11 protein-coding genes and 1 pseudogene are annotated in these 17,015 nt (G+C 66.7%); 6 read left to right on the top strand and 6 right to left on the bottom strand.

The genetic code is table 11. From position 1 onward, the window contains the following. The first annotated feature begins 180 nt into the window (after positions 1 to 180). Positions 181 to 546: a fimbrial protein gene (locus DIE15_RS17700; RefSeq protein ID WP_260428284.1), complete on the top strand. Its 366-nt coding sequence runs from the start codon at positions 181 to 183 to the stop codon at positions 544 to 546. Positions 547 to 838: 292 nt separating this feature from the next. On the opposite strand, the gene DIE15_RS17695 is transcribed toward DIE15_RS17700, so the two are convergent. The 4 genes from DIE15_RS17695 to DIE15_RS17680 form a co-directional block, all read right to left on the bottom strand. Further along, positions 839 to 1,132: an ESPR-type extended signal peptide-containing protein gene (locus DIE15_RS17695; RefSeq protein WP_057926342.1), complete on the bottom strand. Its 294-nt coding sequence runs from the start codon at positions 1,130 to 1,132 to the stop codon at positions 839 to 841. Positions 1,133 to 1,309: 177 nt separating this feature from the next. Then, complete coding sequence (locus tag DIE15_RS17690; RefSeq protein WP_124833943.1) at positions 1,310 to 4,747, bottom strand: GLUG motif-containing protein; 3,438 nt, start codon at positions 4,745 to 4,747, stop codon at positions 1,310 to 1,312. 172 nt (positions 4,748 to 4,919) lie between these two features. Beyond that, complete coding sequence (locus DIE15_RS17685) at positions 4,920 to 6,572, bottom strand: ShlB/FhaC/HecB family hemolysin secretion/activation protein (RefSeq protein WP_260428283.1); 1,653 nt, start codon at positions 6,570 to 6,572, stop codon at positions 4,920 to 4,922. A 377-nt stretch (positions 6,573 to 6,949) separates the two neighbouring features. Continuing rightward, entirely contained in the window at positions 6,950 to 7,966 is a 1,017-nt protein-coding gene (locus DIE15_RS17680; protein ID WP_057926345.1) for a 1-aminocyclopropane-1-carboxylate deaminase, read from the bottom strand. A gap of 192 nt (positions 7,967 to 8,158) precedes the next feature. On the opposite strand from DIE15_RS17680, the gene DIE15_RS17675 reads away from it, so the two are divergent. After that, positions 8,159 to 8,659 (top strand): Lrp/AsnC family transcriptional regulator, encoded by a 501-nt coding sequence (locus DIE15_RS17675; protein WP_057926346.1) that lies wholly within the window; start codon positions 8,159 to 8,161, stop codon positions 8,657 to 8,659. Positions 8,660 to 9,148: 489 nt separating this feature from the next. On the opposite strand, the gene mdeB is transcribed toward DIE15_RS17675, so the two are convergent. Then, complete coding sequence (gene mdeB / locus DIE15_RS17670) at positions 9,149 to 11,887, bottom strand: alpha-ketoglutarate dehydrogenase (protein ID WP_057926347.1); 2,739 nt, start codon at positions 11,885 to 11,887, stop codon at positions 9,149 to 9,151. 164 nt (positions 11,888 to 12,051) lie between these two features. On the opposite strand from mdeB, the gene DIE15_RS17665 reads away from it, so the two are divergent. The 4 genes and pseudogenes from DIE15_RS17665 (at position 12,052) to DIE15_RS17650 (ending at position 15,673) form a co-directional block, all read left to right on the top strand. Beyond that, positions 12,052 to 12,579 carry an Lrp/AsnC family transcriptional regulator gene (locus tag DIE15_RS17665; protein WP_049032659.1) on the top strand — a complete coding sequence of 176 codons (528 nt, stop codon included), beginning with the start codon at positions 12,052 to 12,054 and terminating at the stop codon, positions 12,577 to 12,579. A gap of 215 nt (positions 12,580 to 12,794) precedes the next feature. Continuing rightward, the gene (gene poxB / locus DIE15_RS17660) at positions 12,795 to 14,516 is read left to right on the top strand and encodes a ubiquinone-dependent pyruvate dehydrogenase (RefSeq protein WP_057926451.1); all 1,722 of its coding nucleotides are present in this window, start codon (positions 12,795 to 12,797) and stop codon (positions 14,514 to 14,516) included. Between the two features lie 88 nt (positions 14,517 to 14,604). Continuing rightward, a pseudogene (locus tag DIE15_RS17655) lies at positions 14,605 to 14,838 on the top strand (aldo/keto reductase); the annotation flags it as partial. A 244-nt stretch (positions 14,839 to 15,082) separates the two neighbouring features. Beyond that, positions 15,083 to 15,673 carry a class I SAM-dependent methyltransferase gene (locus DIE15_RS17650; RefSeq protein ID WP_057926349.1) on the top strand — a complete coding sequence of 197 codons (591 nt, stop codon included), beginning with the start codon at positions 15,083 to 15,085 and terminating at the stop codon, positions 15,671 to 15,673. Positions 15,674 to 15,741: 68 nt separating this feature from the next. Here the strand turns inward: DIE15_RS17650 and DIE15_RS17645 are convergent, their stop codons facing one another. Further along, on the bottom strand, positions 15,742 to 16,878 hold the full coding sequence (locus tag DIE15_RS17645; protein ID WP_124833942.1) for an acyltransferase: 1,137 nt from the start codon (positions 16,876 to 16,878) through the stop codon (positions 15,742 to 15,744). Between the last annotated feature and the right edge of the window lie 137 nt (positions 16,879 to 17,015).

Genomic DNA, 17,015 nt, shown 5'->3' with positions numbered 1-17,015 from the left:
GAAAACAAACGCGTCGCACGGAGACGGGCGCGATCGCGTGGTCGCGCGGCGCAACGCCGGATTCGATCGTTCGACGGCCGGTCGTGCCACGGCCGTGGCGTCAATCTTTTAAATGGAGATCCATCGAGGAAACTCAGCAAACTCGTTCTGGCAAGGGGCGTCACCGCGGCACTGTCCGGCATGGCACACACGGCGCAGGCCGACCCGGTGTCGAAGAAGATCACGCTGACCGCGCAGATCAACGACGGCATCTTCGTGTCGGAGCCGGACGGCTCGACGTGGTACGGCACGGAAGAACTGCAGGCGACCGACTACACGCAACGCAAGTTCGAAAAGTCGCTGCCGGTTCGCATCTGGTCGACGAGCGCCGATGTCAACGTCTCACTTGCGCAATCGCTGAAGCTGACGAGCGGCAGGTACGAAATGGCGAACCCGATGGTGTCGCTGTCGCCCAACGGGGGGGGACAAGGAAATCAAGTTCGGCGGCGCCGAAAAGATCACGCAAGTGACGATTGGCCTCGGCGGCAAATATCCTTCGCGGACTGACTCAGGACTTATGGCAGCGCGTCAGCGCCTCTGGTGTGCGAACCGAATTCGACAGTGAACGGAACGCGAATACAGGTTCTCGAAGGCGATATCGTTTTAAAGCCGCCACGGGGTTGGCATACTGACTGACGGCTCTGATTATGCCGCCCGTCATCGATTTTCCAGCAGCCGCTCTTGAAATGAGCGGGTGCCGTCATGTAGAGCCCAACGAGCCCAACGAGCCCAACGCGTTCAACAGGCTATCGCCAGCTGACTGGGCCGTTGCGCCACTGCCCGCCGATCTTGCCGGTGTTCAAGCCGACCGTGGAATAAGGCTGGACCGGATAACAGATACCAGATGCAGACGACTGCTCAACGTCGACGCGCGGATCCTGTTGTCGTCTTCACGAAAGATGTCGGCGTTGCCGGCGGTGACGTTCCCGTTGGTGGGCAGCGCGAAGGCGGGCAGCGCGGTAAAGCCGAGCAGCGAGAGGGCGGTGGCGATGCGCTTGGCGCTGCCGGGTTTGGTACGTCGGCGCGCGGTCTCCCTGACGGCACTCCAGCATCCTTGGGCCTGATTCCAGGCTGTTGCGGAGGTCTTGTTCATCCTTCGGTCATCCTGGTTGACTTTTGGAAGTCCGGCCGACCTTGAAGGCCGATCGGCCGGCGGGTGGTTGCCGACGGCCTCGCGGCCGCCGGCGACGAGCGGTCAGGCCACTCGTAACAGGCGACGGAATCCGGCCTGCCGTTCAGGCGGCGCAGCCGGAACCGTCAGGGTTCACGCTCAGGGCTTCACCAGGCCGTAGTCCAGGCCGACCAGCGCGCCGTAAAACTGGTCGTAGCCAGCCTTTACGTCGACGCGGCTGGTGCTCGACGAGCCGTAGACGCGGCCGAAATTGCCGCCGACGAGGCCGCCGAGCCGCGCGTACCGGCCGCCGGATACGGTGCCGTTCGACGACGACGACGCGGTGATGGTGCCGCCGTTGTTGCCGACGAGGCCGCCGACGTAGCTGGCGTCGCCGCCCCTGGCGGAGCCCGTCGCGCGCGACTGGTCGATATTCCCGGTCAGGATGCCGACGAGGCCGCCGACATTGCTCTGCATGCCGGCTTCGACGTCGCCCGACGCCGTCGACCGTACGATGTCGCCTCTCTCGCTGCTGCCGACGAGGCCGCCGACCGACGAGAAGTCGCCCGCCCTCACCAAGCCAGTAGCACGGGAATCGGCGATCGTCCCGAAGTTGCGGCCGACGAGGCCGCCTGCACGGCTCGAAGACCCGGCCGACACGTTGCCCTTGGCGCTCGACGTGAGGATGCGGCCCGCGTTGTACCCGACGAGACCGCCTGCCGAGCTGTTGTCCAGCGCGGCGACATTGCCTGATGCGTTGGAGGAATCCAGCGTGCCGGCGTTGGTCCCGGCAAAGCCGCCGACCGTGCTGTTGTCGCCCGCCGCTACGTCGCCGGATGCGTCGGATGCCTCGATGCGACCGGCGTTCACGCCGACAAAACCGCCGACCGTGGCGTTGTGGTCGCCGGCCACGTTGCCGCTGGCCAGGGACGTTTCGATGAAGCCGTCGTTCGAGCCCGCGAAGCCGCCGAGCGTCGATTTGCCGATGGCCCGGACATGGCCTTGCGCGTCGGACGCATGGATGCGGCCCGCCGTGCCGTTGCGGCCGACGAAGCCGCCGGCGAGGCTGTCGGCGCCGGTGACGACGTTGCCCGTTGCAGTCGACGCGTCGATGTCGCCGTCGTTGTAGCCGGCAAAGCCGCCGGCCACCGCCTTGCTGCCCGCCGTCACGTTGCCGTTGGCCTGCGACTTCCGGATCCGGCCGCTGTTCGTGCCGACGAGGCCGCCGATCGTGCTCGATGCGGCCGCGAACACGTCGCCGTCGGCCGTGGACGAGTCGATGTCGCCGAGGTTCACGCCCGCGAGGCCGCCCGCGACGCTATGCTCGCCGACGCTCACCTTGCCGCCGGCGCGCGATTCCGAGATGGTGGCCAGGTTGAGGCCGACGAGCCCGCCTGCGATGGCGTTGTTGCGCGCAGTCACGATCGCGGACGACGACGACTGCTTGACGATGCCGTCGTTGATGCCGACGAGTCCGCCGACCTTCGCGTTGGCCCCCGTCGCGTTGATGGAGCCCGCACTCGACGAGCGCTCGATCATGCCCGTGTTGTGACCGACCAGGCCGCCGGTGGCGCCATCGTGCGCGGCGTCGATGCGGACGTCGGCATGGCTGTCGCGAATCGTTGCCGATACCGGCGGCTTGTTCAGCAGCGTCAGGTTCTCGCCCACGAGGCCGCCGATCGCGTACGCGTAGCGATCGCCTTCGATGCGGCCGGATACCTTGGCGTGTTCGATCGTGCCGCCATAGTTCGAGCCGACGAGACCGCCGATGATCGCCGGCCCCGTGGCCGAGACCGCGACATTCGTGGCCGTCACGTTCGAGATCGTGCCCGAGTTGCTGCCGGCGAGCGTGCCGACCGAAGTCTGCCAATACGGCAGACCCGATGCGGTCGTCACGATGTCGCTCAGGTTGAGGTTGGCGATGCGGCCGGCGTTGTGCGAGAACAGGCCGACGGCCGTCTGGCCCGGATTGGAAATCCGCAGGCGTGTCACCGTGTTGCCGAGGCCGTCGAACACGCCGTAGAACGCCTGGTCGCCGCCGATGCTGCGCAGGCTCGTGTTCGCGCCGTCGATCGTGTTGCCGATCACGTAGCGGCCACCGCGGTTCGCATCGACGTTACGCAGGTCGGCGATGGTATGGAGAACCTTGTAGTCCTCGCCGTTCGAGCGGAACGACGCGTTGTCGCCGGACAGCGTCACGGCAGCGCCGTTGTTCAGCGTATGGCCGTTCTTCGAATTGAGTTCGAGGTGCGCGTTGCGGCCGGTGAGCTTGACCGCATCGTTGATGCGGATCCTGTCGGCGGCGTTGACGTTCAGGCTCGCGTTCGCGCCGGTGGACGACACCGTTTGCTGCAGATCGACGTTCCCCTTCTGCGACGTGAGCGTGAGCGCGCGATCGCTGTCCCACGCGACCGGGCCGCCGACGGTGAGATCGCCTTGCGTGTTCGTCAGTGCGACGTTGGTGGTGCCGAGGTTGTCCGACAGCGTGTCGGCGTCGATCGATGCGCCGGCCGGATAGAGGCTGTCGGTCTTGTTGTTTGCGACGCCTGCATTGGCCGCTTCGATGGTCCAGGTGCCGGCGGTGTTGCCCGCACGCGTGTCGACCGTGGTGCCGCGTGCGACACGAACCTGTTCGCCGCGCGTGACGACGGCACCGGCCGGCGCATCGGCGTCGGCCGCGCTCGCGTCGAGTTTGCCGCCGACGAGGACGGTGCCGCCATCGAGCGTGATCTTGCCGGCGTGGCTGGCGAGCCCCTTCGCTTCGATCGTGCCGGTGTTGTTGACGACGGCGTTCAGCAGGTTGCCAGCGGCGCGTGCAGTCATCAGCACTTCGCCGCCGTCGGCCTTGAGCAGGCCGCCGTTGTTGGCCTGCGCATCGACCGCGCCGCCTTCGACCTGGAGGCTGAGCAGGTCGTTGCCGTCGAAGTTGACCTTGAAGGTGTTGCCCGCGCCGAGCGCAATGCGGCCCATCTTGGCCTGGATCACGCCGTTGTTGGACACGCGTGCGCCAAGCAGCGCGACGCTGCCGCCGTCGGCGGCGGTGATGTGGCCGTCGTTGACGATCGATGCGGTGGAGTTGCCCGAGAAGCGGTAGTTGCCGGCGAGGAAGTCGGCGTCGGCGATGTTCCGGGTGGATGCGACGAGGCCGCCGACGTTGATCTGCGCGCCGGCACCGAACAGCACGCCGTTCGGGTTGACGAGGAAGACCTTGCCGTTGGCGTCGAGCCGGCCGTGGATCTGGCTGCCGTTGTTGCCGACCACGCGGTTCAGGGCAATCGACGTGGTGCCGGGCTGATGGAACGACACGCGCTCGTTGCCGGCGATGTTGAAGTCGTTCCAGTTGGTGATGAGCTTGTCGGTGTGCTGGTTGATCGACATCGACTTGCCGTCGTTCTCGCGGATGATGTCGGCCTTGCCGGACGTGATGTTCTCGCCGGTGGGCAGCGCGAAGGCTGGCAGGGCGACGATGCCGAGCAGGGAGAGGGCGGCGGCGACGCGCCTGGCGCTGCCGGGTTTGGCGCGGCGGCGCGCGGTTTCCCCGACCGCACTCCAGCATCCCTGGGTCTGGTTCCAGACCAGTGCGTAGGTCTTGTTCATGTTTTTTCCTCTGGAAAAAGTACTGGGATATGGCTTCGTATTGGTACGTATACCTAACGAAGCGGTGAAGACGGAAATGCGTGACTTGCACGCTTCCGACGGTGCGGGCAGCTACGCCGCCCGCGCTACTTGCGGCCCTGCCATGCCTGGCGGGCCGCTCGTCGAATGCCGCTCAGAAATACTGGGCGGCCTGCAGCCAGACACTCGGTGAGCGCGTGGCCGACGCGACCGGATCGGCGTAACCGACCGGCAGCGCGGCGGTGACGCTGACTTGATGACGCGAGCCGAACCAGCTCGCGCCGATACCGAGCGACGACAGCTGCACGGTGTTGCGCTCGCGCGACCAGCGCTGCTTGCTGAGCTGGATGCGGCCCGTGTCGGCGAACGCGCTCAGTTGCCAGCCGGGTGCGGCGAGATAGCGCAGTTCGGCCGTGGCCTGCCACCCTTGGTCGCCGCTGCCGGCGCCGAGTGCGAACGCGCGCACGCCGTACGGGCCGCCGAGGCTGAATTTTTCCGACGCGTCGAGGTTGCGCGACGACAGTTGCGCACTGAATTGGGTGTAGAGCTGGAATCGCGGGCCGAGCGCCTGCAACCGCAGCGCATTGATGTTCAGCTTCGCGAACTGGCCCAGCGTATGGACGTAGTAGTCCATGTCGAGCGGATCGTTGCCGCCGAGGTGACCGATGCCGACGGTCGCGGAGAAGCCGGTGCGGCCGCCGCCGTCGAAACCATCCTGGTTGTTGCCGCTCACGCCGAACGACCACAGATCGACGGTCTTGTCGCCGACCACGTCGAACACGCCGTACACGTCGCGCAGGTGCTTGTTTTCGTAGGTAACCTGAGCATCGACACTCGTGCGCCGGCTGCGCAGCAGCGGCTGCGTGACGAATGCGGAGCGGACGTCCGCTCCGCCGTGGTAGCGAAGCGCTTTCAGGCTGCCGCCGATCCGGTAGTTCATGTCGGAATACGCGATGCCGACACGCGTGGACGCGGGGCCGACCGGTACCTGATACGACGCGCGGTAGTAGTGCTGATTCGTGTTGCTCGTCAGGCCGCGCAACGAGAAGCGATCGCCCACGCGCAGCGGCGCGTTGACGTCGATACTGCCGGTTGCGCGGTAGCGGCCGGTCAGCGGATCGCCGAAGTTGTCGAGCTCGATCGAGCCGGTGGCGAGCCTGGCCGGGTCGGCGTCGATCACGAGGTCGGTCGTGCCGGGCTCGGCGCCGGGCCGCAGCGTGCCCTTCGCATCGACGCCGGGCATCTCGTTCAGCAGCGTGAGGCTGCGTTCGAGACGGCCGCCGTGCGCGATTTCGCCGGGTTGCAGCGACGTCAGCGGCTGGCGCAGCGCGCGGTCCAGCACGCGCGTGCGGTTGTGCAGTTCGATCTGCCCGTAGCGGCCTTCGACGACGGCGATGCGCACGACGCCGCGTTCGATGTCCTGACGAGGCAGATAGGCACGGGCGAGGACGTAGCCGTGCTCGCGGTAGTAGGTCGTGATTTTGCCCGCGGCCTGCTGCAGATCGTTGAAACTCAGGTCGCGGCCGACGAGATCGGTGAGCAGCGCGTCGAGCTGCGCTGCCGGAATGGCCGCATTGCCGTCGATGACGAATGCGCTGACCGTGACGCGCGGGCCCGTTTCATCGCTCGCGGCGGGCTCGGGTTCGGCGGGCGCGACGTCGATCTTCGGGCCGGTGGCCGCAGGTAGTGACGGGCGCACGGTTTCGATGTCGCGCATCGATTGTCCCGCGCTGGGCATCTGCGAGAACGCGTAGCCGGGGAGCAGCAGCGTGGTGGCGACACAGCCGATCAGGCTGCGTCCCGTCATGACGCGCCATGCATGAGCACTGGTGCGTGCGGTGCAGCGGGAGAAGGTACCTGCGGTTGCGCGTGGCGCACTCGCGTGCGAGCCGGAGACGGTTGCCGATTTGCGCGCGAATGCGGGCACCTGAATGTGACGAACGATACGAATATCCCACCCCGGATAGGAAATCAGGACCGGTCTCGGACGTTGGAGCCGATCGGTTGGTATAGGCGGGGATATTACGAAACGGTTTCACGCGTGAATATTGAACAAGTACTAGCGCACGTGCGAAATCAGTCAGTTTTGCACGATTTTTTGTGCCGGCTGCGTTTGGCTTCGCAGATCGGCGTAGAACGGCGCGGCGCGATCGACCGCGCGCCGCGTCGATATCGGGGTGCGCGTCACCCGTTGCAGAAAATCTCGCTATACGCGCTCAACGCCGGCACGCCACCGAGATGCGCATACAGCACCTTCGATCCCGGTTCGAATTCCCCACGACGTACCTTGTCGATCATCCCGTGCATCGATTTTCCTTCGTAGACGGGATCGGTCAGCATGCCTTCCAGTCGTGCACACAGGCGAATCGCCTCCAGCGTGCCATCGTTCGGCAGTCCGTATTCCGGCCCGGCATAGCGCGTGTCGAGCACGACGTCTGCGTTCGTGATCGGCCGACCGAGATCGACCAGTTCGGCCGTATGCCGCGCGATGCGCGTGATCTGTTCATGGGTGCGCTCGGGTGTCGCCGACGCGTCGATGCCGATCACGCGGTCGGCACGCCCGTCGGCCGCGAAGCCGACGACCATTCCCGCCTGCGTGCTGCCCGTCACCGAGCAGACCACGACGTAATCGAACTTGAATCCGAGTTGTGCTTCCTGCGCACGCACTTCTTCCGCGAAGCCGACGAACCCGAGCCCGCCGAGCGGATGCTCGGAACAGCCGGCCGGAATCGGGTAAGGCTTGCCGCCCGCCTGCCGCACGCTCTCCATCGCGTCCTCCCAACTGCGGCGAATGCCGATGTCGAAGCCGTCCGACACGAGCCGCACGTCCGCGCCCATCATCCGCGACAGCTGGATGTTGCCGACGCGGTCGTACACCGGGTCTTCATAGTTGACCCAGTGTTCCTGCACGAGCACGCATTTCATCCCGAGATGCGCGGCGACGGCCGCGACCTGGCGCGTCTGGTTCGACTGCACGCCGCCGATCGACACGAGTGTGTCGGCGCCTTGCGCGAGTGCGTCGGGGACGAGGTATTCGAGTTTGCGCGTCTTGTTGCCGCCGAACGCGAGGCCGCTGTTGCAGTCCTCGCGCTTCGCGTACAGCTCGACCTTGCCGCCGAGGTGCTCGCTCAGGCGCTTGAGCGGCTGGATCGGCGTCGGGCCGAACGTGAGCGGATAACGAGGGAAACGTTGCAGGTTCATTGGCGTGCTCCGGAAAGCGGTGGGCGGGAAATCGGATCGTTCGGACACAGCCGGCAAGGCATGTCCCGACGAGAAAAATGATAGGCAGAAGCGCGCGAAATGAGCTTGCGAAGTAAATAGAGATGGCCTACGTTATCGATGGTATGTGGGAGAGACAAACAATTTTGATTCGTCGATAAGGAAGATCGCGCAATGAAATTAGATCGAGGTAGCGCATCGCTGGCCGACGCCGCACCGGCGCTCGATCGCATCGATCGCGCGATCCTGCGGCAACTGCAGCAGGACGCGTCGATCTCCAACGTGAGCCTCGCGGCGAAGGTGAAGCTGAGCGCGCCGGCGTGCCTGCGGCGCGTCGAGCGGCTGAAGGAAATGGGGCTGATCCGCGGCATCGTCGCGTTGCTCGATCCGAAGCCGCTCGGTGCGGGGATGCTGGTCGTGATCGGCTTCGTGCTGGATCGCTCGACGCCCGAAGCGTTCGCCGCGTTCGAGAAGGCCGCTCAGAAAGTGTCGGGATGCGTCGAGTGCCATGTCGTGACCGGTGAATTCGACTACTTCATGCTGGTGCGCACGCGCGACAACGACAGCTTCAACCGGCTGCACGCCGAGCAACTGCTGTACCTGCCCGGGGTGCGGCAGGTACGTTCGTTCATGGTGCTCAAGGAGATTCTGTCGACGCATGCGCTGCCGTTGTAGACGCCTGCGACTGGCGAAGATGTGGCCGGCGGATGCGCCGGTGTCGGTAAGCGGACATGCGCTGCCGTTGTAGACGTGTGCGACCGGCGAAGATGTGGTCGACGGATGCGCCGGTGTCGGTAGGCGGACATGCGCTGCCGTTGTAGACGTGTGCGACCGGCGAAGATGTGGCAGGCGGATGCGCCGGTGTCGGTAAGCGGACATGCGCTGCCGTTGTAGACGCCTGCGACTGGCGAAGATGTGGTCGACGGATGCGCCGGTGTCGGTAGGCGGACATGCACCGCCGTTGTAGACGTGTGCGACCGGCGAAGATGTGGCCGACGGATGCGCCGATCGAGATAAGGCGACTTCAGCGGATGAGCGGCATGCGTCGAAGCACGCCGCGCGTGCGCGGTTCGTCCGCCGGCGATGCGGAAAGGGATGCCCGCCTGTCGGGCGGCAGCCGTGCGGCCGCCCGGCCGGGCCGAGCAAAGTCGAACGATGTACCGCTCAGCGCTGCCAGGGCGCCGCGCCAGGCTGCTGTTCGGTCTTGCCGAGCCGCTCGCGCGCATCGCGCACGATCTGCGCATCGATCTCGCCTTCGTCCGCAAGCGCCTTCAATGCAGCGAGCACGATGCTCGCCCGATCGACTTCGAAGAACGCGCGCAGCGCCTCGCGCGTATCGCTGCGGCCGAACCCGTCGGTGCCGAGCGTCACGTAGCGGCGCGGCACGTATGCGCGGATCAGCTCGGGCACCGCGCGCACGTAGTCGGTCGCCGCGATCACGGGGCCGCGCGTCGCGGCAAGCTGCTGCGTGACATAAGGTTCGATCGCCGCGTCGCCGAGCCGCGACAGCCGTTCGGCTTCCATCCCGTCGCGCTGCAGCTCACTGAAACTCGTGACGCTCCACACGGCCGCATCGATGCCCCAGTCGTCCTTCAGCATCCGCTGCGCGGCGAGCGCTTCGCCGAGGATCGCGCCCGCGCCGAGCAACTGCACGCGCGCGGTGGCGTTCGCGTCGGACGGCAGCCGGTGCATACCCTTCAGGATGCCTTCGCGTCGCGCGGCCGGATCGTCGTCGGGCATCGACGGCTGCCCGTAGTTCTCGTTCGTGACGGTCACGTAATAGAACACGTCGTGCTGCTGCTCGACCATCTCGCGCATCCCCGCATCGACGATCGTCGCGACTTCGTACGCGAACGCCGGATCGTACGCGCGGCAGTTCGGGATCGTGGACGCCGCGAGATGACTGCTGCCGTCCTGGTGCTGCAGCCCCTCGCCGCCGAGCGTCGTGCGGCCCGACGTCGCGCCGACGAGGAAGCCGCGCGAGCGCTGGTCGGCAGCGGCCCAGATCAGGTCGCCGATGCGCTGGAAGCCGAACATCGAGTAATAGATGTAGAACGGCAGCATCGGCAGGTCGTGCACGCTGTACGCGGTCGCGGCGGCGATCCACGACGACACCGCACCGGCTTCCGAAATCCCTTCCTCGAGAATCTGCCCGCGCGTGTCCTCGCGGTAGTACAGCATCGAGCCGAGATCCTCGGGTTCGTAGCGCTGCCCGAGCGGCGAATAGATGCCGACCTGCCGGAACAGGTTCGCCATGCCGAACGTGCGTGCTTCGTCCGCGACGATCGGCACGACGCGCGGGCCGAGCGCCGGGTCCTTCAGCAGCGCGGCCAGCATGCGCACGAGCGCCATCGTCGTCGACATCTCGCGGCCCGCCGCGTTCAGCGCGAACGCACCCCAGGCTGGTGTCGGCGGGACGGTGAGCCCCTCCGACGCCACCATCCGCCTTCTGGGCAGATAGCCGCCCAGGGCAGCCCGGCGAGCGTGCAGGTAGCGCATCTCGGGGCTGTCTTCGGCTGGTTTGTAGAACGTGAGCTGCTCGACGTCGAGATCCGACAGCGGCAGCCGGAAGCGGTCGCGGAACGCCTTCAGGTCGTCGACGTCGAGCTTTTTCTGCTGATGGGTCGTCATGCGCCCCTGGCCGGCTGCGCCCATGCCGTAGCCCTTCATCGTCTTCGCGAGGATCACGGTCGGCTGGCCGCGGTGGGCGAGCGCGCGCGCATACGCGGCGTGCAGCTTGCGCGCGTCGTGGCCGCCGCGGCGCAGGCGGTCGATTTCCGCGTCGGTGAGCTGCGCGGCGAGTGCGTCGAGTGCCGGATCGCGGCTGAAGAAGCGCGCGCGGTTGTATGCGCCGTCGTTCGCGGAGAAGGTCTGGAACTGGCCGTCGACGGTATCGGCGAATGCGCGGGCGAGCGCGCCCGCATGATCGCGCGCGAACAGCGGATCCCAGTCGGAACCCCACAACACCTTGATCACGTTCCAGCCGGCACCTGCGAACAGCGCCTCGAGCTCGTCGATCACGCGGCCGTTGCCGCGCACCGGGCCGTCGAGCCGCTGCAGATTGCAGTTGATCACGAACACGAGGTTGTCGAGCCCGTCGCGCGCGGCGAGCGACAGCGCGCCGAGCGATTCGGGCTCGTCCATCTCGCCGTCGCCGAAGAAGCCCCACACCGTGCGGCCTGCCGTGTTCGCAAGGCCGCGATGCTGCAGGTAGCGCATGAAGCGCGCCTGGTAGATCGCGTTGATCGGGCCGATGCCCATCGAGCCGGTCGGGAATTGCCAGAAGTCGGGCATCAACCACGGGTGCGGATACGAACACAGGCCGGGCCCCGCGATTTCGCGGCGGTAGTGCTTCAGGTGTTCGTCGTCGAGGAAGCCTTCGAGATACGCGCGTGCATAAACGCCGGGCGACGAATGCGGCTGGAAGTAGACGAGGTCGCCGCCCGTGCCGCGTTCAGCGTTTTCGCTGCGGGCTTCGGCCGTTGCCGCGCGGAAGAAGTGGTTGAAGCCGACCTCGAACAGGTCGGACGCCGATGCGTAGCTCGCGATATGGCCGCCGAGCTCGCCGTAGGCGCGGTTCGCGCGCACGACCATCGCGAGCGCGTTCCAGCGCAGCGCGGCCGACAGCCGCTCTTCAAGCTCGGCATCGCCCGGGTAGGGCGGCTGGTCGTGCGCGGCGATCGTGTTCACGTACGGCGTGACGGACCCGCGCGCCGCTGCCAGGCCGTTCGCGTGCGCGTGCGCGGCGAGCCGGTCGAGCAGGAACTGCGCGCGATCCTTGCCGACGTGCGCGACGACCGCGTCGAGCGCTTCCAGCCATTCGGTGGTTTCTTCGGGGTCGGCGTCGGCATGCGCGAGATTCGCGTGCCGCGTGGCGTCGATTCCGTTCGACAGGTCCGTCATCGCAGGTCTCCCGCGCACCGGTTCGGAGCGGCGCGCAATCAGTGGCAATCGGTCGAATCATGCTACCCGCCGATCCGCAAAATATGCGTCTGATTTCATTGGGATTTCTGGATTGAATAGTGTAAATATTCCGGTTATGGCCACTCTTTCGGAATATTTCGACCATGAGCGCAAACCCGCGGCGGCTCGACCGCATCGACATCGGCATCCTGAACCAGCTTCAGCAGAACGCGCGGATCACGAACGCGGAACTCGCGCGTGCGGTGAACCTGTCGGCTACGCCATGCTTCAACCGCGTGCGCGCACTGGAGAAGCTCGGGCTGTTCCGTCAGCAGGTCACGCTGCTCGACCCGGAGCCGCTCGGGTTGCGAATCAACGTGTTCATCCAGGTCAGCCTGGAAAAACAGGTCGAGGATGCGCTGCAGCGTTTCGAGGAAGCGATCTCGCAGCGGCCCGAGGTGATGGAGTGCTACCTGATGTCGGGCGACGCCGATTACCTGCTGCGCGTCGTGATGCCCGACATGCGGACGCTCGAGCGCTTCATCATCGAGCGGCTGACGACGATTCCCGGCGTGTCGAACATCCGGTCGAGCTTTGCGCTGAAGCAGGTGCGCTACAAGACCGCGCTGCCGCTGCCGGCGGCGGGGCTCACGCTCGTCGATCCGGACGAAGCCGCTTCGGACTGGAGCTGAACGCGCGTTAGCGGGGGACGCAGTCGGCTTGCCGACGGAACGGCGACCGTCTCCCGACACCGCCGAAAGAGACCGAACGAAATGCGCACACAAGCGCGTTGCACCTTCACGACGCCGCGCGGCGCGATCGCGTATGCTCGTCCCGTCAACGGCGAAGGCGGCGGCCGCCGGAGCCGGATCAATCGTGTGACGACCAATCGACGAGCGAGGGCATGATGGCAAGACAGACGATGGCGGAATATCTGGCGAAGACGCTGGCGGCAGCGGGCGTCGAGCGCATCTGGGGCGTGACGGGCGACAGCCTGAATGGGCTGTCGTTCAGCCTGAGCCAGATCGGCTCGATCCGCTGGATGCATACGCGGCACGAGGAAAGCGCCGCGTTCGCGGCCGGCGCGGATGCCGCATCGACCGGGCGGCTCGCCGTGTGCGCGGGCAGCTGCGGCCCCGGCAACCTGCACCTGATCAACGGACTGTACGACTGCCACCGCAACCACCAGCCGGTGCTTGCGATCGCCGCGCACATTCCGTCGACCGAGATCGGCCTCGGCTACTTCCAGGAAACCCATCCGCAGGAGTTGTTTCGCGAATGCAGCCATTTCGCGGAGCTCGTGACCAACGCGTCGCAGTTCCCGCGCGTGCTTGCGCGCGCGATGCGCACCGCGATCGAGGAGCGCGGCGTGGCCGTGATCGTGCTGCCGGGCGACATCGCGCTCGGCGATGGGCCGGAGGAGCTGCCTGCGTGGAGCGAATCGGCGCCGCCGTCCATCCTGCCGGCGGACGCCGATCTCGACCGGCTCGCGGCGCTGCTCAATGCGTCGGACGCGGTCACGCTGCTGTGCGGCAGCGGCACGCAGGGCGCGCACGACGAAGTGGTCGCGCTGGCCGACATGCTCGGCGCGCCGGTCGTGCATGCGCTGCGCGGCAAGCAGTTCGTCGAATGGGACAACCCGTTCGACGTCGGGATGACGGGGCTGATCGGCTTCAGCTCCGGCTATCACGCGATGGAATCGTGCGACACGCTGCTGATGCTCGGCACGGACTTCCCGTACCGGCCGTTCTATCCGACCGACGCGAAGGTTGCACAGATCGACTGGAAGGGCTCGCAGCTCGGCCATCGCGCACCGCTCGCGCTCGGGCTCGTCGGCACCGTGAAGGAAACGATCGCGGCGCTGCTGCCGCGCCTCACGCGCAAGACGCAGCGGCGCTTCCTCGAGAACGCGCTGAAGCACTACGCGACCGCGCGCAAGGGGCTCGACGATCTCGCGGTGGCCGAACCGCCGGGCCGCGCGATTCACCCGCAATACCTGACGAAGATCGTCGACGAAGTCGCGGCCGACGACGCGATTTTCACGGCCGACGTCGGCACGCCGACGCTGTGGGCCGCGCGCTACCTGACGATGAACGGCAAGCGCCAGTTGCATGGCTCGTTCAATCACGGTTCGATGGCGAACGCGATGCCGCAGGCGCTCGGCGCGCAGGGCGCGCATCCGGGGCGGCAGGTCGTGTCGCTGTCGGGCGACGGCGGGCTGTCGATGCTGCTCGGCGATCTGCTGAGCGCGCGCCAGCTCAACCTGCCGATCAAGATCGTCGTGTACAACAACAGCCTGCTCGGCTTCGTGTCGATGGAGCTGAAAGCGGCCGGCTATCTCGACACGAACGTCGACCTGAGCCCGACCGACTTCGCGGCGATCGCGAAGGGCGCGGGGATCTTCAGCGTGCGCGTCGAGCATTCGGAGAACGTCGAGCACGCGCTGCGCACCGCGTTCGCGCACGACGGGCCGGCGGTCGTGGACGTCGTCACGTCGAAGTACGAACTCGCGATGCCGCCGAAGATCGAGATCGCGCATGCGAAGGGGTTCAGCCTGTTCATGCTGCGCGCGATCCTGAGCGGGCGCGGCGACGAGATCGTCGAGCTGGCACGGACCAACCTGCGGTGAGATTGCGGCGCGGCGCAGCGCGGGTAATGGGCTCGCGGCCGCGTCGGTCGGCGTGCATGCAGTCGGCACGTGATTCGGCCCGGCCGGTGTCGAAGGCCGACCGTCGCACATTCGCGTGGTGGCCGAGGCAGCGCTCAAGTGCCTGAAGGTCGATCGCATCGATCTGTTCTACCAGCATCGTGTCGATCCGAACGTGCCGATCGAGGACGTCGCGGGCACCGTGAGGGGCCTGATCGGCGAAGGCAAGGTCGCACATTTCGGGCCGCCGGTGGCCGGTGAGCAGACGATTCACGATCGTCGGCGAGCGTTGCCCCGCGCAGCTTCATCAGCGCGTCGACCGCTGAGCGGGCGTTCGGCGGCGGCACGCATGCGTCGGCGACGCAATCAGGGACAATCTTCACGTCGCCTTAAGTTTGCATTTCCTAGAATCGATTGATCGTCGCTTTGCCGCGACGGACCCATTTGTTCAGGAGGATGCACGTGAAAGAGCCCCGTGTCGCCGTAGCCCTGTTCCCCGCAGTCATCGGCACGTCGAAGCTGAACGCGCAACCGCGCAAGGTGGGCCGATGACCTGGCCGAACGCGTTGCGTGTCTCGGCACTGTTCGTGCGCGAGTGGGTCGGCCGTCCGGCCGCGGTGGGCGCGTTGTGCCCGAGTTCGCGGCATCTGGCGCGCGCGATGGCCGATGCGGTGCCGGACGGCGACGGGCTCGTCGTCGAGCTCGGCGGCGGAACCGGCGCGATTACCGCCGCGTTGCTGGAGCGCGGCGTCGCGCCGCGGCGCCTCGTCGTGGTCGAGCGGTCGCCGGCGTTCGTGCAGCACCTGCGACGGCGCTTTCCCGGTATCTCGATCGTGTCGGGCGATGCACGCCAGCTCGAACGGTTGCTACCGCCCGACACGCGGGTCGACGCGATCGTGTCGTGCCTGCCGCTGCGCACGCTGCCGCGCCAGGACGTGACGGCGATCGTCGATCAGTGCCAACTCGTGCTGTCGGTCGACGGGGTAATGATCCAGTTCACCTACGACCTGCGATCGCCCGACCGTCATCCGCTGGGCGATCCGGCATTTGTTGCCGATGCCAGCCGGATCGTGTGGGCAAATATTCCGCCCGCGCGCATCGTGACGATGCGCAAGGCCGCCATCGGACAGGTGGCGTGATGTCAGCGTAATACCAACGTAATACCGCGCTTCCTTTCATCGACCTTCCGGACGCTGCCGGATGCGGCTCATGTCGCGGTATCCGGCACGGGTGCCGCAGGTTGCGACGCGATGCGCCGGATGAAGCGGTCGAGCGGCGTTGCGTAGCCGCGCGCGATGACCGCGCTCAATCCGGCCGACAAGACCAGATACGCGACGAGCAGCATGAGCTTGTCGTCGCCATGCGTGGCGGACGGTGGCCACACCGTGCGCAGTGTGCCGAGCGCGATCAGGTGGAACAGGTACAGCTCGTAGCTGAGGCGGCCGCTCCAGCGCAGCGGCGCGAGCGCACGGCCCTGCGTGCGCTCGCCGCGGGCATGCGCGCCGATCAGCAGCACGGCGGTGCCGAGCGCCATCGCGGACACGCCGATTACATGGCCTTGCGCAATTGGCCATGCGAGATAGAGCACGGTCATCGCGATCGCGGCCAGCCATTGCACTGGCGCCGCGGCGAGCCTCTGCCAGCTCGCGCGCCCGGCCAGCAACGCCGTGCAGCAGCCGATCGCGATTCCGTCGAAGCACGCGAAATACGCATACAGAAAACCGCCTTCGTCGCCCGCATGCGTGAAGCGATATACGGGACCGGTCGCGGCGATCGCCAGCCAGAACGCGAACAGTCGCGCGTCGCGGCGCAGCGCGATGCACATCAGCGGAAACGACAGGTAGAACACCTCCTCGACCGACAGCGACCACAGCACGCCGAGCGCATAGTTGACCCATCCGTACGCGCCGATCAGCACGTTCATCCAGAACGTCAGCGACGCGAGATTGACGAGCCAGAACGACACGGCGACACCCTGCGGCGCGTGGTTTGCGAAGATCGGCACACCGGCTGCCGCCAGCCCGTTGACGAGTACGAGCAGCAGGAGCAGGCACGGGACAATGCGGGCGATGCGCGATACGTAGAACGCGCGCACGTTTATCGCGCCGAGACTGCCCCAGCGGCGGCGCGCATTCGACGTGATCAGGTAGCCGGAGATCACGAAGAACATCGTCACGCCGTAGTTGCCGTTGCGGACCACGGCATGCACGGCATCCCAGCCGAACACACGCGCGAAAGACGTGTCGCGCAGCGAATACGGGATGTTGAAGTGATGCAGCAGGACGAGCAGGATCGACACGCCGCGCAGCACGTCGATCCGCGCATTGCGCGGCCCGGTGCTCATTGCGGGCGGCCCGGTTCCGCACGCGCTGGCAGCGCGGCAAGGAACGCGTTGCTGGCACGCAGGCCGGCGTCGGGATGGGTGTCGGGCATCATGATGCGACAGGGAGGCAAGCGGGACTCCATCGGATCGGGACCGGG

It is taken from the genome of Burkholderia sp. Bp9031, from assembly GCF_003857965.1.
GTDB lineage: Bacteria > Pseudomonadota > Gammaproteobacteria > Burkholderiales > Burkholderiaceae > Burkholderia > Burkholderia ambifaria_A.
The sequence above is the reverse complement of the archived record's forward strand: the minus strand, read 5'-3'. Positions and strand labels throughout refer to the sequence as shown.